Raw genomic sequence first — 21,957 nt, forward strand, 5'->3', positions numbered from 1 at the left:
GTTTGCCTCCAACCTAAATTCTTTAGTTCTACACAGCGTCGGCGTAGTACTTCATAATCAGCTTGTTTATATTTAGCCATTACCTAAGTAAAGCACAAACGTTTACGGACTTACTCACGGATCAATAGGGTCCCAGTTCCAAACATTCACGGCGATTTGATCCGGTGCATCTTTCAGGCGGCCTTTTTCATAAATCCGTAACTGATGTTCGCGCGGCTTGCCAGTTGATTTGTAATACCACCGAATATCGCTGCCGTCCACTTCATACACGCCGTAACCGTTGGGTGTACCGTCGCTGCAAATTGGCCCTGTCCACCAGGCCCCGCAGACCGTGCCGTGTACGTGCTCCATTACGTTGTCTTCCTCCCATTTCTCGTTCACGTGCGTGTGGCCGGACAGAATGTGAGCTTTATAAGGCTTTAATAGCTGATAAAGCTGCTTTCGGTTCGACACACTGCCGCCCAGTTCTTCCTCTTTGAGATTAGCCCGGCGTTTGTGGCCAGTTTGAGTCGGAATGTGCAGGCTAACGACAACGGTCGTACCGGGTTTCACCAAAGCCAAATCCTGCTCCAGCCAGTGTAGTTGATTTTCCGTTAGGTAACCAATATACTTCTTAGCGGTACCGATGAAGAACACATCATCCAGAACCACATAATGAATCTGACCACGGTTAAACGAGTAATACGTCGGCCCAAACTGCTGCTTGAAGGTTCTGGCCGAGTAGTCGTCAGTCTGGGCATCCAGGTCAATGTCGTGGTTACCAATGACGTTAAAGAACGGAACGCCGGTCATGCTCACTGCTTCTTTGTAATCATCAAACAATTCAAACCGGTCCCAGATTAAATCTCCGCAGCCGATTCCATGAAACAGCGCGTTCTTTGGATACGACGCCACTAGTGCCTGCAAATCCGGCGATGATTCGGTCTTAAGCAGCTCGGCGTCTTTCTCGGATCGAATCTGCGTATCGGCCCAGACAACAAAATGGTGTTTGTTGTCATCCATCGTCAGGCGTTCGAGATTAAAGTCAGCGTTAAACGAGCCATTTTTCGGCGTAATGGGTTGGAAGAATCGGGTTATTCCTCGCTCGTTGGGAAAAGCATAACCCGCTGGCAGACTGATATACACAAACTCAGCAGCGTTAGCCGCAGTCAGTTTATAGTTACCATTCTTATCGGTGGTTGCTACGGTAAAGCCATCCGTCACGGCCACCCCTGCAATGCCTTTGCCGTCGGTATGAACACGGCCGGTTAGGCTCGGAACAACAGAATCAGTGCTTTGTGGCGCGTTGGCAAAGGCTACCGGTGCTGCGGTTACAGCAGCGCTAGACCAGCCGATTTGTCTAAGAAAATCTCTTCGGTTAATCATGGTTTTACTTTGCCCACCACACTTTGGTGTTGATGTTATCGCCACCAATTCGGGTTGTGGCTTCGTCGTAGTTTTGTTTGTTCAGCGACTGCACCGATAGCGGATAAGCCAGTCGCGTGGGCATCTGCCCACCATTTTCTAATCCGGGACCTTTGGGCAATACCGGGAGGCCCGTGCGCCGGTATTCGGCCCATTGCTGCATTTCGGTGAAGAAAAGACTGATGTATTTCTGGGTCATGATCTGCTCCAGCGTACCGGCATACGCTACTCCTTTACGGGTCAGAAAATCAGCAGGCATGGTCGCGCCCCAGTACGTCATCGACGCCCGAATGCCTTTTTCGTAATGGTCTTTGGGCGAGTCGGCACTATAACCTTTCAGAGCCGCTTCGGCTAACAGGAATTCGGTTTCGGCACATTGCATAATTGTGCCGAGCAAGGGCGATGTTTTCAATGTTTTGTTCAACCGCGACGAAGCAATAGCACTTATTTTCGGGGCATCTCCCAACGAATAGCCACTTGGTACGCCCACGTATTTACCGCTAACGCTCGTGGTCCAAACCGCCAGCCGCGGGTCCTGCCAGGTGTTGAGCATGTTGATAAAAAATTCACCCATAGCATTGGCCCCGTTGAAATCATAATCGCGGTCATCGGCGAAGGGATTCAGCAGCGGGTTGACCGCCGTAAATTTCAACGACGCGCTTTGTTCAGGAGCCGTCATCAATGGATATTTAGCCGGATTAGCGAGCATGTCACGAATCTGTTGCTGGAAAGCCGGTGATTTGGCTTCTCCTCGCATCAGCAACCGGAGCCGGAGTGAGTTCGTAAACCGCTTCCAGTTCAATGTTCCGGCTGCGCTTTGGTCAGCTCCGTACAAGGCATCGATACCGGGAGCCATCGTTTTTGTAACGTCGTACAGCGCATTGGCCGAATCTAGCTGACTAACTAGGCCCGTGTAAATCTGTTCCTGCGAATCAAATTTCGGATTGATGACGTAATCTGGATATCCTTTCAGTGCCTGCGAATAGGGTATGTCGCCGTAAGCATCGGTCAGATTCTGGTATAACCAGGCCCGGATCGTCAGTGCGGCTGCCATGTGGTTTCGGTTGTTGGCCTGCCGGGCGCGTTCGTACATATCCTGCACATTGGTCAGCGTGAGGTAGTAGTTATTCCACAAATAATCCGACTCGCTGGGAATCAGTACGTAGCGGTGGAACTGGCCGTCGGTTAGGGATACCGTCACCTGCATCAGCTCGTTGTTCAGCCGGTGACTTCGGCTCAGGCCAATGTTCACCCCACTTAGTACGGCCGTGTTCAGGAAACTGCCCGAAGTGGCAGTCGTTACGGCTTCGGGGTCGTGTAGCAGCTCCTCCATGGAGGACGTGCAGCTAACCGCAACTAACATGGAGGCAACCAGGGCCGTTAGTTTTAAGATCTTCATGTTCGGTTGATAGATGATTAGAAAGAAACCGTGAGGTTCGCCCCCATCGTGCGCGTTGAAGGAAACTGAGCGATTTCTAAGCCTGGTGTAATGGTCGAATTGTCGAGGGTTGATGTTTCGGGATCGAAGGCAGGAAACTTGGTCCAGTTGTAGAGGTCACGGCCGTAGATGCCGATGCTGGCCCCCCGCAGAAACGTTTTACCAAGCAGCTTCGCCGGGAATGTATATGCCAACCGCACTTCCCGCAGCTTCGTAAACGTAGCGTCGAACACGTTGGCCTCTACGTTATCGCGACCATACAGCCGACTATAATAGGTCACAATGTTCGCGGCTTTAGTTGTGTTCGGTACGTAGCTCCCGTCGCTGGCCTGCATGACGCCCGGCCCTACCAAACCATCGTAACGGCCGGGTAACGTCGCCTTAATTTTTCCCTGCTCACCCAACACGGAGTTGGTCAGCGAGTACACTTTGCCGCCCTGCTGACGGTCGATTAACACAGACAGGCTCCAGCCCCGGAACCGGAGGTTATTGGCCAGGCCACCCCGCCATTGCGGATTCGCGTTGCCGAAGTTGACAAACTGGTCCGTTAGGAGTGGATAACCGTTTGCGTCATAGACGATCTGGCCATCCGGCGAGCGCTTGAACCCTAACCCGTAAATCTCACCGAGGGGACTCCCTTCGCGAGCTTCCACCGTCACGCGGCTTCCAACGTAGCGAGCCAGTACCACGTTACCCGTTCCGTTGTTTAGTTCCTGAACGCGGTTGCGGTTCATAGCCCAGTTGAGCGTTACGTCCCAGGTCAGGCCACGCGGACGTTTCACTGGGCTACCGGTTAACGTCACCTCAACACCCCGGTTAACTACCTTACCCATATTGATCAGGGATGAATTATAACCCGATGCGTACTCAACGGGAGCATACAGAATCTGGTCGATGGTGAGTTGACGGTACAGAGTTAAATCAAATGAAACCCGATTTTTCAGCAATCGCCACTCCGTTCCAGCCTCCCACGAGTTGTTACGCTGAGGGCGCAGGTTGGGGTTTGCAATGATGTTTGGGTTTTCGAGCTCGCCCGGAAACACCCCCGGTTCGTATACCTTTTCGAGGTTGTAAGTCCCTAATCGAGCATCGTAGCCCACACTGGCGTATGCGCCCCGGAACTTGGCGTAGCTAATCCATTTGGGCAGCGGCACCATGTCCGACACGATCAGGCTAAGCGTCGTCGAAGGGTAGAAGAACGAGTTGTTTTGCCGGGGCAAAGTGCTGCTCCAATCGTTCCGCCCGGTAATATCGAGGAAGGCTACGTTTTTATAGGCCAGGTTCACGAACCCGTATAAGCTGTTGATGCGCTTTTCGGCCTGATCGCTACGGGTTAAAGGCATCTGCTCGCTATTGGCGAGGTTGTATACGTTCGGAATGACAAGCCGGTCAGCCAGTTGGTTGGTAAAGCGTTGTGACTGAATCAGAATATTCCCTCCGGCGTTGGCCGTTACCTGAAAATTAGCCGTTGGCTGGAGTTTATAACGTAGCAGAAAATCGGTGTTCGACTCAACGTTAAACACGTTCTGCTGGCGATACATGCCCTCCTGAAACTTCTGCGTATTCTTGGGCCGCTGCTGCGAACGGAACTCGTAGCCCGCGTCCAGACCACCATGCAGCGTCAGGTCGAGGTCCTTCAGGATGTTATACGTAACTGAAACGTTACCAGTGATATTATGCCGATTCGACTTATTCAGCATCTCGTACGTAATGAGGTACGGGTTGTCGATGAGCGAGCTAAACGGGTGATTCTGCTCAATACCTTCGCGCCCGGGCAGCCAGTAGGGTTTGTACCAGTCCAGGTTGATATTAGCGTTCTGGAACGCCAGAAAGTACATGATCGACTGGTTGTTATAGCCGGTCGTAGGCAGGTTTTCGCTAAACTTGTTATAGTAATTAACCTTTGTATTAACCGACAACTTCTTCGACACCTGCGACTGGTTAGACAATCCAACGTTGATCCGCTGGTAGCCCGTATTCGGCACGATCCACTCGTTTTTGAGGTGCGAAACACTAAGCCGAGTTGTGCCCTTCTCGCCGTTGTTGCTGATTGATATGTTGTTGGACAGCGTTACGCCTTTCTGAAAAAAGTCTTTCCGGTTGTTTTCGTAAGGTACCCAGGGCGTGCGAGCCGTAAATTTTCCACTTTGGTCGCGTGGGGAATTGTATTGGTAAAACTGCTGGCCCTCGAAGCGAGGGCCCCAGCCTGAGCTGGTGTTATGCGTGCCGGCCCCATCGGCGGTGGTGCCGTACGAATAGTAAGCCTGTCCCGATGTGCCCTGGCCGTATTCATACTGGTAATCTGGCCAGCGGTTAATATCGTCGATGCTGACGTACGAATTAAGCGTTACGCCCACTCCCTTCTGGTCTCTGTTCCCACTTTTAGTCGTGATGATAATGGCCCCGTTACCCGCCCGTGAGCCATATAAAGCCGAAGCCGCTGGCCCTTTCAGGACGTTAATGGATTCGATGTTGTTGGGATCAATATCCGTCAGGGCACTACCGAAATCGACGGGCGAATCTCCCCCCAGGTAAGCGCCATGCCCTACGCCCTGAAAGCTCGTATTAATTGGTTCGCCGTCGACCACGATCAACGCGCCGGGCGAGTTGAGGTCCAGGATGCTTTCGCCCCGTAAAGTGACGCGGCTACTGCCCATTGGGCCATCCGTTTTGGTTAGGTTCAAGCCCGCTATTTTTCCCGAAAGCGCGTTCACAACACTATTGGCCGGAGCATCGGTCACGGCTGAGCCGTCTAACTTCTGGGTCGAGTAACCCAGCGCTTTTTCTTCTCGTTTAATACCCAGCGCTGTCACAACAACCTCGTTCAGACTTCGGGCATCAACATCGAGCCGCACGTTGACCACCGAGCGGTTGCCAACAGTGATGGTTTGCGACAGATAGCCTACGAATGAAAATGTCAGTTCAGCCTGCTCATTAGGCACACTAAGTGAGTATCGGCCGTTTATATCCGTGGTTGTCCCTTGTTTACTTCCCCGAACCAGTACGTTGACGCCCGGAATTCCTTCGCCGGTTTGCGCATCCAGTACCTGGCCGGTTATGGTCGCCTGCGATTGCCCCAGCTCCCGGCGAATGACAACCTGGTTTTTATTGAGAAGAGCGTACTGTAGTTTTCGAGGTTTAAGTAGTTGGTCGAGTACCTGGCTGAGCGGTTGATTTTGCGCCGATATCGTTACTCGATCGGTTTCGCTAATGGTAGTACCCGCGTAGACAAATTTTAGTTTGGATTGACTTTCGAGCTGGGTTAATACTTCACTCAGGGAAACGTTACGTACCGACAGCGTCACCCGGCTCTCGAGGGCTTCCTGCCCAAAACTAAGCTTAGCCTGAGCTAATGAAAGGGTGAAGATACTGAGGATGAAGACGGCACAGCACCGCCTTACTTTTCGCCATTGACCTGAATAGCGTAAGAAATTTTGCATAGGTTTGTGATCGGTAAAATGAGAAATGATCTTTCGGGCGAATCCACGCTGGGCGAATCCACGCCTGGCATCCTTTGCAGGATGCCTTATTTGAGAGATTGTTTTTGCCGGGTCAGGTGTGCTGGTACCACATCTGGCCTTTTCGTTTCAGGGCGATTTGCCTATGGGCATCCGTTTCCCCGAATCAATACCTCCTTTCTGTTTATTTGATAAGTAGCGCTAATGGAGCTGCACAGCACTTCTAGCACGTTATCGAGCGTAGCGTGGCTGAACTCACCGACCACCGTACAAGATTTTAATTGCGGGTTAGTCAACCTGATCCGTACTCCGTATTGACGCTGCAATTGCTGAACAATGTCGCTCATGGGCGTCCGGCGGAACGTCAGCGTACCGTCGCGCCAGGCTATGGCCTGAGTAGGGTCGGCTACCGTCGACGAGGTCAACGAGTCCAGATCGGGCTGATGCGTGACCCGTTGACCCGGACGTAATAGTTGATGTTTTCCGTGGCGGGTAACTACGTCTACTTTACCGGTCATAACCGTCACCTCCGCCACCGACTCACCGGGGTATGCGTTAACATCAAATGAGGTTCCTTTTACCGTTGTCATCAACGTGCTGGTTGTGACAATAAATGGCTGCTCGGGATTGGGCGTTACCTCAAAGAACCCCTCCCCTTCCAGGAAAACCTGCCGGGTAGGTCCGGTTAACGTCTTGGGGTAACGTAGTTTACTCTCGGCGTTGAGATAGATTTTTGTCCCGTCGGTCAGAGTCACCGTCAGCCGCTGGCCGGTCGGTACGTTTACCTCCTGATAAGCAACTGCCGACTCTGGACCATGAGTCGCCGTATCTACTCTCAACCCCGTTGTTCGCCAGAAAACGTAACCGGCTAGTAAGAGTAAGGCGACCGATGCAGCCAGCCCGTAGCGCGCAGCTGATCCAAACCAGGTGTTGCGAGGCTTCTGTTCAGGTTTGATTACAGCCTTGAAGGCCCCTGATTCTTTTTGTGGTGTTTGGGGTACATCAGTGATACCGATTCGCTGGCTGATCGCATCCCACATCTCATCCTCAAACCGTTTGATTTGAGCGGGGCTAAGCGAATCCATGAAGCGCTGATCCTGGAAGAGTCGGTCGGCCCATTGGTCGAAAAGAGCTTTTCCTTCCGGCGTTTGTTTTCCGTCTAAGTAGTCCTGAATATGACGTTCGCGCTCGTTCTGACTCATCCAATTGACACAGCCTTAGGTTTGGCCGATTTCTGATGAGTATTCGCATGAGCACCGATTTGGTACTATCCGATTTAAAACTTTTTTACAAAAAATTTTCGGGTACTATGATAAGAGACTAATTGACAGCGTAATAAGAGACACGGCGTATTCGTGAAGATTGGCCCGCAGTAGTTGCAGCGCCTTGGAGAGTTGATTTTTGACCGTTTGCGGAGACAATTGAAGCTGGTCGGCAATCTCTTCGACTGATTGGTTATCAAACCGGCTTAACTGAAAAATTAACCGACAGCGGTCCGGCAATAGATTCATGCCTTCCTGGAGATGTTCCGTGAAGTCGCTGGTCAGCACGGCCGACTCGGTTGTGTTATCGAGTCCGGTGGTTGTGGCGGCAATTAAGCGGGCATAATCCTGGCGAACCGTCTGTTTACGAATGCGGTCGAGGAGCTTGTGGCGAAGGGCTGCGTAGAGATACGCTGTCGAGAACGTTTCGGGCCGGATGGCGCTTCGATTCTGCCAAAGATCGGTGAACAGGTCCTGAATCAAATCCTTCGCATCGTCGGTATCGCGGACGGCCTGACTGGCAAAATTGAACAGCTGGCGCCAGTATTTGCGGTATATTGCCTGAAAAGCAGCTGTGTCGCCCGACTGGATGGCAACGATCAATTCGTAGTCTTCCGGTACTGATGACCCTTTCATAACGCAAGGCAATAGTCAATGCGCAAAGGTAGTCCCTCAACATAAAGCCAATTTTACTGGAATGTTACGGAATGATTAACGAAGCAATGCCCCAGGTTACGCGCTAAACATAACCTTAACAAAGAAGCCCCGCAACGTTGCGGGGCTTCTTTGTTATTCCTGACTTATGGGTGCACTCTTCAAATTATTTTCCAGATACGTACTGTACTGCTGATACAACAGCAGACTGCTAGTCTGGCTGTAAGCGACCCCGTGAGCCCCTGGCGGGTAGATACGTAGGTCGGCATCTTTTCCGGCATCTTCCAGCGCGTTCATTAACTGGAATGTATTCCGAACGTGTACGTTTTCATCCATCGTTGAGTGAGCGATGAACATCTTTCCAGCTAAGTTCTTGGCGTAAGGCGACACCGCGCTGACCTTGTACTTCTCTTCGTTTTCGGGAAGCAGCCCCATGTAGCGCTCGGTATAAATGCTGTCATAAAGCCGCCAGTCGGTGACGGGTGCCCCAACAATAGAAACCTTAAATACGCCAGGATGGGTCAGCATGGTATAGCTGCTCATGTAACCACCGTAGCTATGGCCCCGAATCGCCATCCGGTTGCCATCTACCCACGGTTGCTTGGCCAGATACGTAGCGGCCTCGGCAAAATCCTGGCTTTCGTACTTGCCTAGCTTCTCATACACCACTTTCTCAAAATCACGGCCGTATCCTCCGCTACCCCGGTTGTTAACACTCACGACGATGTAGCCGGTTTGGGCCAGCCACTGATGCCACCCCGTCGTGGCGAAGTCATTATAAACCGATTGCGCCCCTGGTCCGCCGTAAATGTCCATAACCAGCGGATACTTCTTGTTCGGGTCAAAGTCCAGCGGTTTAATGATGGAGATGTCAATGCGCTGACCATCTGACGTAGTGAAATTGGTCAGCTCTTTGGGTGCATAGTCATGACCGGCGACGTAGTCTTTCACTTTTTGGTTGGTCTCCAGGGCTTTAATGAGCTGCCCCTTTGTATCGCGTAACTCAACCTGCGTCGGTGTTTGCACGTTCGAGTAACGATCGATAAAGTACTGGCCATTGGGCGAGAAGTTGATGTTATGCCGACCGGCTACCGAGGTCAGGCGACGCTTATTTTTACCGTCGAGATCAGCCACAAACAGATGCCGCTCCAGGGGCGACACCTCTGTGGAGGTAAAGTAGACTTTCTTCCCTTTCGGGTCGATGTGGTGTACATACGTTACCTCCCATTTGCCAGTCGTCACCGGGTTGAGCAACTTACCCGAGTAATCGTAGCGGTAAAGGTGCGCAAAGCCGTCCCGATCTGATACCCAGTAGAATTCCTGTGTACCCGCCGGAAAATAGAGCAGGTGATTGATGCCGGCGAAGAAATCGAATATGTCGACCCAGGTGTTCGACTTTTCTTCCATGATCTGCTTAGCATCGCCAGTGCGGGCGTTGGTCATGAACAGCCGTAGGTGATTTTGCTTCCGGTTCAGGTGCACCAGTGCTAGCTGCCCTTCCTGCGACGTCCAGTAGATACGGGGAATGTAACCATCGCCGAGGTCGACTTTCATCCACTGCTTTGCTCTGTTGGCGATTTCGATTACGCCAATACGTACCGTTGGATTCTTGTCACCAACGCGGGGATACGGCAACGAGTCAAACTTTTCGTCGAAACCTTTGTAATCGGTCAGTTTGTAAATGGGAACCTGCCGCTCATCGGACTGCCAGAAGGCAATGAACTTACTATCGGGCGACCATTCCCAGGCCTGCGCCAGCCCAAACTCTTCTTCATAGGCCCAACCAAAGCGACCATTGTAGAAGGCGGGTTTAGCGTCGTCGGTCAGTTGCGTTTCTTTCTGCGTGGCAAAATCGAATATATATAAATTACCACCCCGTTCGTAACCTACTTTGCTGCCATCGGGTGACAGTTCAGCGGTTTGAGCATCCTTGGCCACGAGCTTCAGACTCTTGTCAGCTACCGAGTATACGTAGTAGTCTGAAACCCCTGACCGCCGATAGACAGGCCGGAAATTAGTTTGGAACAGAAGGTTCTTTGAATCCTTCGACCACTCGAATGAGCCATACGTAAAGACTTTCTCAGTACCGGGGAATTTCAACTGGCTCCCGTCAAAGACAACTTCCTCTTTCTGATCTTTAGGAGAGAGCGATTTAATAGTGCTTTGGCCGTCGATGAACGAGAATTTGGTTCCTCCTTCGATCCAGTTAACACTGCGTGGACCATTTGAGCCGTTAAGTTGGCTACCCGAAACCAGCGCCTGCTGAAGGCTTGCATAGCGTTGCTTCGACGGAGCGTTAGTCTGAGCTTCTCCGCGATACGTAGTCAGCAGAGCAACGCTAAAAAGAACGGTTGTTAGAATGCGATGAATCATGTAGTAGGGTGCTAAAACTCTCAAAAATAGCAAAAATTTCAGCTGCTCCGACAGAATAACCTTTAGGTGTATAGGCCATTAGCTGAAATAAAGAAGCGCAAGAAAGCATCAATTACCGAAGATAAACGTCCTTTTAGTACCATTTGCCTACCTATTTGTGCTTATCTTTCGTCTTCCGAAGGTCGGAAGTTTTATTTACCTCCCAATTTTACTAACCTATGATGAAAAGGTACGTACCTGTTAGTCGAGGTCTACATCGCTTGTGGATGTTCGGTCTAACCCTGTTGATTTGTACGAATGCCATCGCCCAAGGTACCCGTTACACCATCAAAGGCCGCGTTATTGATAGCGATAACCAAGCATTGCCCGGTGCCACTGTCCTGATCTCGGGTACAACGATTGGCACAGCCTCCGATGCAGATGGTAATTACACGATCACGGCAACGGTGAAACCCGGCCCAACTACCCTCGTCATCTCCGCTATCGGTTACGAAACCGTACGGCAGAATATAACGCTGGGCAATGCAGAACAGATCACGGCGAACGCAACCTTAACCGCTTCGGCTACCAACCTCGACGAGGTGGTCGTTACCGGGTCAACACTATCGGCCCCGAAACGTGAACTGGGTAACCAGATCAGCACAATTAGAGCTCAGGATCTACAAAATACGGGATCGGGTAACCTGATTAATTCGTTGCAGGGCAAAGTGCCGGGCGCACAGATCACCCAGAATTCTGGTGACCCGGCAGGCGGCATTACGATTCGCCTGCGCGGTATCAAGTCCCTGGCCGGTTCGTCGGACCCGCTCTACATTGTGGATGGCGTTATTGTTAGCAATGCCAGCACCAACGTTTCGCAGCTGGCCCTGGCGAACGACATTGGCAGTGCCAATCCCGGTCAGAACCGCTTAGCCGACATCAATCCCGACGATATTGCTAGTCTGAACGTGATTAATGGTGCAGCCGCAGCTGCGCAATACGGTTCGCGGGCGGCCAACGGCGTCGTTATCATCACAACCAAGCGCGGGCAAAGCGGCCGGCCGCAAGTAACGTTCTCCACGTCGTTTAACAGCAACGAACTGCGTAAATCCGTTCCAGTTAATACGTATGGTAAGCAGTTTGGCTTTCCCGGACTCCGGCTATACACGATCAGTGGCGTTACTCCCGCTCAAGTTGCGGCTAACCCTGGTACAACCCTTACCCCTGCACCGGGCATCTACCGCGATGGTACTTACACATTGCTGGCCACTAACCTTGTCGACGTAACGCGCTACAATTACTTCGACCAGATCTTTAGAACGGGTACAGGCACGGATAATAACCTGTCGATAACGGGCGGCAGCGACAACACCCAGTATTACGTATCGCTAGGCTTTCTGCAAAATCAAGGGATCATCAAAGGTACCGACTTTACGCGCTACAGCCTCCGCACCCGCGTTGACCAGCGCCTGACTAACTGGGCAAAGTTGACGGTTGGTCTGAGTTACGCCAATAGCCTCTCGAACGAAAAAGCGAACGGCAACGTATTTTACAGCCCGATCAACTCGGTTAATATCACTAACAACATCTACGACATCACCCAGCGCGACGCAGCCGGTAACCTGTTAGCCGTTGAACCATCGCGCGTTAACCCGCTGTCTACCATTGAAGACATGAAGTTTTCGCAGCAGGTGAGCCGCACGATTGGTAGTGTTCAGTTGAACCTGACACCCGCCAAAGGCTTGTCGGTCGACTACATTGCCGGGGTAGATACCTATTCGCAATTTGGTAAAAACTACATTCGCCCCTATCCCTACCAGGCGGTAGCCGGTTTACCAGCGGCCCGTTACCCGCAAGGCTTCGCAGCTAACGCAACGAATCAGGTAGTGCAGTTTAACAATGACCTGAACGTATCGTATCAGCGGCAGTTTGGCGAGAACTTTAAACTAAACGCAGTAGCCGGGTATAGCTACCAGTATTTCCAGTCCGATTATTCAACGGCTAGTGGGCAAAATCTGTCGCCATTCATTGAAACGGTTAGCGGAGCGAGTAACACGACGTATGGCTTGGGATACAGCTTGGATCGATTTGGGTTGGGTGGCGTGTTTGCGCAGGCAACAGTCGGTTACCGCAATCTGGCCTTTATAACGGGGGCCGTTCGGCGCGATCAGTCGACCAAATTCTCGCCATCGCAAACCAACCAGTACTACCCCAAAGTGAGCGGCTCGTTGATTGTGTCTGATCTGGATTTCTGGAAAGCCGCCACCTTCGGTCAGGCCTTTAACAGCCTGAAACTGCGGGCTAGCTATGGCGAAGCGGGTAACCTGGCTAACCTGCCCACCTACGGCCGATTCTACCAGTTCAACCCGGTTGGTTTCCTCGGCCGGAATACAGTTACGCCTGGTACGCAACTGGCTAATCCTGATGTGCAGCCCGAGCGTATGCGCGAACTGGAAGGCGGTATCGACATGGGCTTCCTGGGTGGCCGTGTTGGTCTGAGCGTAACGGGTTATCAGCAGAAAATTACGAACCTGTTGGTAAATCGGACGCTTGCCCCCACCACAGGCGGAACCAATATTTTCAATAATGTCGGCACCATGCAGAACACCGGCTTCGAGATTATGCTCGACGTCAACCCGATTAAAACAAAAGACTTCAACTGGGATTTCACGGCTATCTTCAACCAGAACCGCAATAAGGTTACCAGCCTCGGTGGTCTGTCGGTTATAGACGTAGGTGCCGAAGGTGTGTCCGGAGCCCCAGTACGTCTATTGCTCAACCAGCCTGTCGGCGTGTTCTTTGGTACTGGCTATGCCCGTGATTCGAAAGGTGATTTGTTACTATCGCCATCCGGCTTCCCCCAGTCCGAACGTGCTTCTCAGCAAGCAGCTGGCGCAGTCGATTTCGTACCGGCTCGCAATCCAGACGGCACTTTCGACGTAACAAAGCCACTGGCCAACCTCATTATTGGCAATCCGAATCCGAAGTGGACGGGCTCGTTTAGCACCAACCTGTCGTATAAGAAGCTGAGCCTGCACATCCTGCTCGATGCCGTTCAGGGCGTTGACGTGTTCAATGCAGACAAACGCACCCGGCAGGGCGTTGGCTTAGGCGATTTTGCCGAGAAGGAACTGCGGGGTGAACTGCCTCGTGGTTACATCTTCGGCATTTATAACACGCAGGAATTCCGGATTGACGATGGTTCGTACACGAAGCTGCGCGAGGTCTCGTTGAGCTATACTTTACCCCAGTTGGTGAAAGCCATCAGCCGACTGAACGTATCGCTGATCGGCCGTAACCTGTATTCGTGGGATAAGTACACTGGCTTTGATCCGGAAACAAATGCGGGTGGTAATAACGATTTGTTCCGGGGCGTTGACTTTGGTAACGTTCCGATTCCACGTACGTATCAGGTCAAACTGACAGCTACTTTCTAAAAAGTTTTTGGTTAGCTGAATCAGCTGACTACGAACGCAACAATTTACTTCTATGAAAAAAATCATCCTAACTACCCTTTTGGGTAGCCTGCTGCTGGGACAGTATGCCTGCCAGCGGGAATACATCAACCCTAGTAGCCTTAACCAAACACAGGCGGTAAGCTCAATTGAAAGCCTGCTGACGCTCTGCAATGGTCTGCAATACCGTTACACCACCGGCGGTGCCTTAAGTGTACTCTACAATGCAACAGCAGGTGCAGGACTCACTACCAACGAATTAAGGGTTCTGAACGTTGGGAATATTGAAGAGGCTAACCTGGCCGCTGGGGGTGGCAACGTAGGTAACGGTAACGCCGTTGTACGTAACCTCTGGACGCAGAGCAACCTGGTTCGGGCCAACGCTGAACTGATACTGGCCAACGCCGAGGTAGCCAGCTACGAACCGGGCACAAAGAGCGGCATTGTGGGCTACGCGTCTATTTTCCGGGCACTATCGCTGGGTACGTTAGCCCAGTTCTTCGAGCAGGCACCGGTTACGACGGGTACCAACGTACCATTTGTTTCCAAAGCGCAGGTGTTAGCAGAAGCTATCAAAACGCTCGAACAAGCCGCTACGCAAGTATCAGCTACACCTGTTTCGGCTAATTTCACCAGCCGCATTGTGCCGGGTATCGATATCCCGAACACCATTCAGGCCCTGATTGCTCGGTATGCCTTGTTTGCTGGTGATTACGACAAAGCGCTGGCAGCTGCCGGCCGTGTCAGCCTGACGTCCAGGTCGGTCTTCAACTTCGATGACAACACCCGCAATCCGTTGTTTGAAGCGGCTTTCCAGACGCTGAACGTGTACCAGCCTACGAATGCCAACCTAGGCCTTACCGGCGCACTGGCGCCTGATCCAGCTGACAAACGGCTTCCGTTTCTGACCAGGACAAGCAGCAATACAGCCGTTACACCTGTGGTGGCCACGGCTTTTTACACGGCTAACAACGCACCCATTCCGGTTTATGTACCTGGCGAAATACTGCTGATTCAAGCGGAAGCGTCGGCTCGCAAGGGTGATCTCACCAACGCTGTTACGTTTCTGAACTGGTTCAGAACAAGCACAGCCGCGGCTACTACGATAAATAATCTGCCGACAGCACTTCCGGGCGCTGGTCTGCCAGCCTATAGTGGACCGAGCACCGCCGATGCCATTCTGTTAGAAATTTATCGAAACAGGAACATTGAGCTTGCTTTCCAGGGCTTCCGGCTCGAAGACAGTCGGCGGTTTGGCCGACCTGGTCCAAGTGCTGCAGGTGCCGAACGCAACCGAAACTTCTTCCCGTACCCACGTACCGAACGCGAAAACAACACGAGTACACCACCGGACCCAACAATCTAAGCTCGTTGGGTTGTAACAAACGGGTGGTAGTATGTTCAGGACGTATTACCACCCGTTTGCTTTATGAGTTACCCCATCTTTACCGGTAATCCCGTTCGGGTTGATTCATAAATAGCCTGGAACAGTGCGACAACGTTTCGTCCGTCCTCGCCGGTCACTGACGGCGGGCGATTTTCACGAATTGCATCACAGAATTCGGCAATTTGTAGTCCAAAGTAATAAACGGTTGCGTCGATGGTGTTGAAAAAAGCGGTGTCTTCAGCCACAAACTCAGCCAACCGGTTTTCTTCGCCGGGCACTGTCCAAAGGTCGTTGACAGGCGGGTCAGTAATGCTCGACATACCGGCAATAAACAAGGCACCACCGTCCGTCTGAACACCTACTGATGCGCCGTTCTCTCCGTGAACGTGGACTTTCCCAAAGATACCCGGCTTCTGCGAATTACTGACGATGATATTTCCTAGCCCACCATTTTTAAACTTGGTGATGGCCAGGGCTGTGTCGTCTACTTCAATATATGGGTGGTTCAGGTTACGCCAGACGCCGTACACTTCGTCAATCTCGCCCATATACCACAACAACAGATCCAGCTGATGGGGCGATTGATTAACCAGTACGCCACCGCCTTCCTCAGCCCAAGTTCCTCGCCAGGCATCGCTTTGGTAATATTTTTCATCGCGCCAACCCAGCATCTGAACGGTCCCCAGCACGGGTTTACCAATCTTACCTTCGTCAATGGCCCGGCGAATTCGCTGGCTGGGTTCGTAGAAACGGCGTTGGCTAATGGTACCCAGATAGCGGCCATTACGGCGGGCCGCTTCAATCATGGCGTCGCAGTCCTCCAGCGTTGACGCCAGGGGTTTTTCGACTAACACGTGAGCTCCGGCATCGAGAGCGGCAACGGTGGGCTCGCGGTGGGCCGGGTGCGTGGTACAGACAAGACAGAGATCAACATTTTCGCGATGCACCATGTCGTACACATCGCTGTAGGCACTGATACCGTACTGGTTGGCGAAATCTTCGGCTTTCTGGTACGTCCGGCCATAAACAGCTACTAGTTCGGTATCAGGCGTTTGTAAAGCAGCTTTGGCGTGTAGGTGGGCCACTTTTCCAGGGCCAATAATGGCAATGCGAATGGGATTAGGCATAGCTTATTTTATACTGTATTCCAACGAAATGCGCAGCAGGCGGGTCATCTACTTATGATGGCCGAAATTACGAGAACTTATTTATTGTGTCTTCTCGTACTCAGTAGCTTGTTAGCCTGCCAGCCGGATGGTTCAGTCTTTTCATCTGCACCGGACGAATTGTATCGCACCTGGCTTATAACACAGGTTGTACGGGACGGGCAAGACTTGACAGGTCAGTACCGGAACTCAATTACTTTTCCACGGGATGGGCAATTTGTTAAGGGGCAATCACCTTCTAATTGCTGTGGTCCGGTATCTTTCAGCGCAACTACAAAAACTATTGTATTTCACTGGAATGCATCGGCCGCAAATTGTACGCTTGTGAATTGTGCAGTCTCACCTTTTGCGGGTGGAGTAACCTGGCAAATTTCGCAATTAACATCTGATACGTTAGTACTGACACACAACATTGACGTTTGAAGCAGTTCCTTGAAGAAATAATTTTTGGGCGATTGATCGGCTTCAAACCCCAACGGCTTAATCAAACCACAAATGCGATGTTGATTCAGGACGCATTGAATTTAGATTAGAATAAGCTCTGCGTTAAAATTCCATTCCCATTCGCACATCGAATCCTTCGGCCACATTTAGTTTTGATTTTAGGCCAACGCCTACCAGAAAGCGCTTTGGGAAGCTGTAAAGAAGTTGGTATCGCTGAAAAATACGCCCTTCCAGCAACTCGTTCGGCTGGTAAACATTCCAGCCAGCGTGTATCGTAAATATGTACCGGCCCAGCCAAAGCTCATAGCCACCCAACAGGGCCAGCTCACGATAATCGCTGGTAGAGTTTTCGCGACGAAGCTGCTCGCGCCGGTACCGGTCGTCTACAAACTCCAACCCACCCGTGAATGCGTGAAAGCGGCTCAGACGATAGCCAGCCGTCGCCGTCACACCCCACAGCCACTCGGCACGCTCCGGAAAATTATCGACCTCGGGTAGTGTCCGTATGGAGCCGAAGGCCATGAGCCGCTTTGTAAAGTGACGCTCTAACCGGGGTCTAGCCCAACGGCGGGGGTCAGGAAATGACATTGAACCAGGTGTATAGGTCAACCCAATCCCCGCCGTTGGAAAGTTCATACCTCGATTTGGCTGGCGCGTACCACCATTGGAAATATGATTGTAGTTAGCTGTAGCTGATAGATGAATGCGACTTGTTACACGGTAGTGTACACCCGCTGATAAGGCGAGCAATCCACTCAAGGGAGCACTATAAAATGTGTTTCTTGGGTTCGACTCAGCATCGTACACCCGAGTCAGATACGTTAAGCCGGCCGTTGCTCTGAGCGAAAAATAGAGTGGCTTACGGTAACGGATCAATGGCTCAAAGAAAGCGCCAGCGCCAATTGTCTGTCCTAGTTCAGCCGGGTTGTTAAAAGTAAAATAGTTAACGTAAGCCCCAACCCGCGCAAAGCAGTTACAGCGTTCATAAGCTGTCCGATGTAAGGAAGTCCGGCTATAAGTGAGTTCGATACCAACGGGCCTCGACTGCGAAACGGCCTGTAGATCGGGGGCGTGGGGAATAATAAAGCCAGCCTGCGTCTGCACACCAAATTGCCGACGAACCGAGTCTTCAGGCATTAAAAGCAGGTAGCTAAGCAGCAGAACAGCATTCATGACAGTAACGTCGCCTGAACAGATAATTCATTCCGACTAGATCAGGGTTTCAACACTACTTTAATAAGCCCTTTCTCTTTGTTGTACAGCCTTTTGAACCAATCTGCTCCTTCATGAAGGGGGACTTCGGCGCTTAAGATGGCTTCGACATTAATTCGGCCCGACGAGATCAGCGCCAGCGACGCTTCATACTCACCATTAATGGCACAAGAGCCTTGAAGTCGCAACTGCCGCGTAACAACCGCCTGCAGTGGAATCTCGACGGTTGGTGCCAGATTGCCTACTAGAGTTACTGTAGCACCTTTCCGAACACAATCAATAGCCGTTTTAACGGTTGGCCCCGCTCCCACCACTTCAAAGGACACATCGGCACCGCGGCCGTGCGTGAGAGCTTGTACCTGCTTTGGGACGCCCTCCGACCGGGCGTTAATCATGTGCGTAGCGCCGAGCTTCTGAGCTAGCGCCAACCGATCATCGTCCAGATCAATGGCGATGATCGTGCCGCAGCCGGCTAGCTTCAAGGCTTGAATGATAAACAGACCGATCATACCCGCGCCTACCACCGCGGCTGAGTCGTTTATTTGAATCGGCGTCAGGCTTACAGCGTGAAGGGCGACAGCAACCGGCTCAACCAGCGCAGCTTGTGTGAAGCTGACATTGTCAGGAATGGCGTATAAGATATGTTGTGGCACCGCTACATATTCGGCAAATGCCCCCTGGCGTTTAAAATCAGGTGTCGAAACGCCCACCACTTCACGGCCATCGCTCAGGTTATACATACCTCGTCGGGTATACCAATCGTCGAGTACGTAAACGGTCGAGTCGAACGTAACGCGATCACCAGTGGCCCAGCCATGCACGTCGGCCCCTACCTCGGCAATAATACCCGACGCTTCGTGCCCCATCACAATAGGCGGAATACGTCGGCCGCTACTGCCATCCATTCCATGCACGTCGGAGCCGCAGATACCAACGGCCTGCACCCGTACCAACACCTCATTCGGCTTAATGGTCGGCTTTGGCACATCTTGCAAATCAAAATGGTTGTATTCGGTGAGAACGAGGGCTTTCATGATCAGTAGTAGCCTGGACGGCCACGTCCGGGCGTTATAACGATTGTATTTTACCTCACCCGAACGTGGCCGTTCAGGCTACTTTTGGTAGACTTTGACAAACGCTTCAACGGGCACTTGTTCGTAGTCTTCTCGCTGCAAATACGGGTTGATCTCGTACGTAACAACTTCGTCGACAAAGTCGGGCGTTTCGCCAAACAACTTGCTGGCAGCGTTGGCGGTGTATTTTTTCTTAACCCAGACTAATCGATGATCCGGCTCTTTCCCCCAGGCAGGATTATCTCCTAAAACTAACTGAATTTTTGCCCAATCGTTAAAAAAGTACTCCTGCAACAAGGGGATAATTCGGTTGCGGAACGTGTCGCACAGATCGGCGTGCGTCTGAATGTTAGTCAGGTAGGCATGGCCAATCTGATGATCGCGGTCAAGCAAATACTCGATCCGTTCGTTCAACGTTCGGAGCAGCTGCGATAAGTCAACGCCTTCAACCACACTTAGTACCGATGGATCGGGCATCACTTCGCGAAACGAAAACCGCCGTCGCAACGCAATGTCCAGCAACGCAATGGATCGGTCGGTGGTGTTCATGGTACCAACGACGTAGAGGTTCATAGGTACGCCAAACCGTTCCTGCGAATACGGTAACGTCAACCACAACTCGTGTTCGGCACCCAGGCGTTTATCGGATTCAAGCAACGTAATCAAATCCCCGAACACACTAGCTACATTGGCGCGGTTAACCTCGTCAATAAGCAGATAATGCGCTGGAGCCTGTCGGAGCTTACGGTTTCGGTTCTCGGGGGAGTCGTTTAGGCAGTCGCCAAGCGTAGCATAACCCGCCTGATGAATGGCGGCCAAACAGGCCCTGTAAAAAATGCCTTTACGAATGCGATAGCTAATTTGGCCGCCCATTACCTCTGGCCGGATACCTTCCACGAACTCTTCATAGCTGTACGATGGGTGGAACGTAATCAGGCTTGATTCCTGCTCTTTCAGGTAAGGTTGTAACGCAAAGGTTTTGCCCGTTCCTGGAGGACCGAACAAGATCAGGTTTTGCGGCTGATTAATTGCGTCAACTGCGTATCCAACCTCTGGCTCTTCAACAGTATGTCCATTTAAAACACTATTGCCAAGGGTCGGGTCGTCGGCTAGCCGCATGAGGTCACTAAGTCGGGCTTCGTCTTCGGCAGCTTCGTAAATGTCAGGATTGTGCCGCGCTAGGTGCGGCCCCCGTTTGTTGCTTTCAACTAATTCGAGCAAGCAGTCTTCCCAGCAGGTTCGCAGGGTTGGTTGGTGCAGCAAATGCACATTCGACTGACCAATGACAACGGCTACGTAGTCTGACTTTTCGGTGATCGGTTCAAATACTAGCTCTTCAATAGCGGAGAGCCGGTCGCGGCAGGTTTTCTTAACCGTCAGGTGATATTCGACTTCACTTCGGCGGGGCTTCTGAATCCGTAATGCCTGAAAGAAGTTAATATCAGCTACAATGGTGGCTTTCTCGCGCCGAACCGAGAACGCCAAACGAGCGTCTCCATTGGGGAGGTTGACAATATCAATTAAGTCCTTCAGCAACCCAAAAAATCGCCGAACAGCTTCGGCATGACCAATGTCACGGATGCGTTCGATAAGCGCTTGCTGATGGGTTTCGGTAAGCACAATAGAATGAAATTATAATTTGCGAAACTACAAATTTACAACGTTATTATCGTAGGTTAACCTACACGTTCGCTATACATTTGCTTTCCTTTACTAAATGAAAATGAGAACTAAACCTATACGTATTCTATTCTTTCTACTTACGTTCTTACCAGGCTTGTTTGCCTGTAAACACGAGGCTGAGAAGCCGGCTACGGTTTGCCGACTGACGAGCGTAACGGATCAACTTGTAGAAAGCAGCGGTAAGCTAACGAACGAGCTGCAACGCACGTTTTTATACCTGAATGATACCCTGATCGGGATGAAAGAACTGTCGCCGAACCGAAATATCACATTTGGCACAGCGCAAACCAACGGCCGTATCGTTCAGGTTGCCGATGGCTCCGCAACCGTAATTGCCTTTGCGTATTCGGCCGGTGGTACTGCTCCGCCCACCAGCGCTACGTTCACACAAGGCGGCAAAGTACAGTCTGTGTTCACGATGCAATATACCACGGCGGGCCAATTGAGTCAGATCAACGAACGTCGGCAGATTTTACCCGCCAATTCATTAGTTATCGAAAGAACATACATGTTCACGTATGACAATACCGGAAATCTGACAAACGAACGGGTCAAATTTATCTTTCAGGGCGGAGGACCAGTATTTGAGCAGGTAACGGAATACACAACCGGAATGAATCCCTCTCCCTATACTCATTTTTCGGCACGAAGTATACTAACCGTCACGGCATTAAGTCAGGTAAGTGAAACGCACCCTAGTCGTTTCTGGCATCAAAACGCGCCTACGGCTTATAAAACGTATGACCTGAACACCGATGGCAGCCGCAGTACCTTGCGCGAATCGTCGACTTTTGCCCCTACCTACGACGCCGACAACAAACTGATGACACAGGACCAAACGGCGTTATTATATCAATCGAGCGTGCCTACCCCAATAACGAAGAACAACCGGCAAGCCTTTGTGTATGAGTGTAAGTGATTAGTTGCGTAACTAATCACTCCGCTGAATGTAGTTAATGTTCGTTGAGC

At 51.5% G+C, this 21,957-nt stretch carries 13 protein-coding genes; 3 read left to right on the plus strand and 10 right to left on the minus strand.

What is annotated here, in order from left to right:
• Positions 1 to 114: 114 nt before the first annotated feature.
• From ACFSUS_RS09525 to ACFSUS_RS09550, 6 genes are all read right to left on the minus strand, one after another.
• Positions 115 to 1,365: a calcineurin-like phosphoesterase C-terminal domain-containing protein gene (locus ACFSUS_RS09525; protein WP_381521919.1), complete on the minus strand. Its 1,251-nt coding sequence runs from the start codon at positions 1,363 to 1,365 to the stop codon at positions 115 to 117.
• 4 nt (positions 1,366 to 1,369) lie between these two features.
• Positions 1,370 to 2,803 (minus strand): SusD/RagB family nutrient-binding outer membrane lipoprotein, encoded by a 1,434-nt coding sequence (locus ACFSUS_RS09530; protein WP_381521921.1) that lies wholly within the window; start codon positions 2,801 to 2,803, stop codon positions 1,370 to 1,372.
• Between the two features lie 17 nt (positions 2,804 to 2,820).
• Entirely contained in the window at positions 2,821 to 6,282 is a 3,462-nt protein-coding gene (locus tag ACFSUS_RS09535) for a SusC/RagA family TonB-linked outer membrane protein (protein WP_381521924.1), read from the minus strand.
• A 161-nt stretch (positions 6,283 to 6,443) separates the two neighbouring features.
• On the minus strand, positions 6,444 to 7,502 hold the full coding sequence (locus ACFSUS_RS09540) for a FecR domain-containing protein (RefSeq protein ID WP_381521926.1): 1,059 nt from the start codon (positions 7,500 to 7,502) through the stop codon (positions 6,444 to 6,446).
• 105 nt (positions 7,503 to 7,607) lie between these two features.
• On the minus strand, positions 7,608 to 8,198 hold the full coding sequence (locus ACFSUS_RS09545) for an RNA polymerase sigma-70 factor (protein ID WP_381521928.1): 591 nt from the start codon (positions 8,196 to 8,198) through the stop codon (positions 7,608 to 7,610).
• A 153-nt stretch (positions 8,199 to 8,351) separates the two neighbouring features.
• On the minus strand, positions 8,352 to 10,589 hold the full coding sequence (locus ACFSUS_RS09550) for a S9 family peptidase (protein WP_381521932.1): 2,238 nt from the start codon (positions 10,587 to 10,589) through the stop codon (positions 8,352 to 8,354).
• 266 nt (positions 10,590 to 10,855) lie between these two features.
• Between ACFSUS_RS09550 and ACFSUS_RS09555 the strand changes: the two genes are divergently transcribed.
• Both ACFSUS_RS09555 and ACFSUS_RS09560 read left to right on the plus strand, forming a co-directional pair.
• Entirely contained in the window at positions 10,856 to 14,005 is a 3,150-nt protein-coding gene (locus ACFSUS_RS09555) for a SusC/RagA family TonB-linked outer membrane protein (RefSeq protein ID WP_381522521.1), read from the plus strand.
• A 52-nt stretch (positions 14,006 to 14,057) separates the two neighbouring features.
• A complete protein-coding gene (locus ACFSUS_RS09560; protein WP_381521934.1) occupies positions 14,058 to 15,389 on the plus strand; it encodes a RagB/SusD family nutrient uptake outer membrane protein in 1,332 nt (443 codons plus the stop codon).
• Positions 15,390 to 15,457: 68 nt separating this feature from the next.
• Here ACFSUS_RS09560 and ACFSUS_RS09565 read toward each other — a convergent pair whose 3' ends face one another.
• From ACFSUS_RS09565 to ACFSUS_RS09580, 4 genes are all read right to left on the minus strand, one after another.
• Entirely contained in the window at positions 15,458 to 16,537 is a 1,080-nt protein-coding gene (locus ACFSUS_RS09565; protein ID WP_381521936.1) for a Gfo/Idh/MocA family protein, read from the minus strand.
• A 585-nt stretch (positions 16,538 to 17,122) separates the two neighbouring features.
• Positions 17,123 to 18,193 carry an acyloxyacyl hydrolase gene (locus tag ACFSUS_RS09570; protein WP_381521938.1) on the minus strand — a complete coding sequence of 357 codons (1,071 nt, stop codon included), beginning with the start codon at positions 18,191 to 18,193 and terminating at the stop codon, positions 17,123 to 17,125.
• Positions 18,194 to 18,234: 41 nt separating this feature from the next.
• Positions 18,235 to 19,266: a galactitol-1-phosphate 5-dehydrogenase gene (locus ACFSUS_RS09575; protein ID WP_381521940.1), complete on the minus strand. Its 1,032-nt coding sequence runs from the start codon at positions 19,264 to 19,266 to the stop codon at positions 18,235 to 18,237.
• Between the two features lie 78 nt (positions 19,267 to 19,344).
• Positions 19,345 to 20,925: an McrB family protein gene (locus ACFSUS_RS09580; protein ID WP_381521942.1), complete on the minus strand. Its 1,581-nt coding sequence runs from the start codon at positions 20,923 to 20,925 to the stop codon at positions 19,345 to 19,347.
• Positions 20,926 to 21,028: 103 nt separating this feature from the next.
• Here ACFSUS_RS09580 and ACFSUS_RS09585 point away from each other — a divergent pair, with 103 nt between their 5' ends.
• Positions 21,029 to 21,907 carry a hypothetical protein gene (locus ACFSUS_RS09585; protein ID WP_381521944.1) on the plus strand — a complete coding sequence of 293 codons (879 nt, stop codon included), beginning with the start codon at positions 21,029 to 21,031 and terminating at the stop codon, positions 21,905 to 21,907.
• Positions 21,908 to 21,957: the final 50 nt, after the last annotated feature.

Origin of the sequence: Spirosoma soli, from assembly GCF_042684525.1 — a bacterium.
Classification (GTDB): Bacteria; Bacteroidota; Bacteroidia; order Cytophagales; family Spirosomataceae; genus Spirosoma; species Spirosoma soli.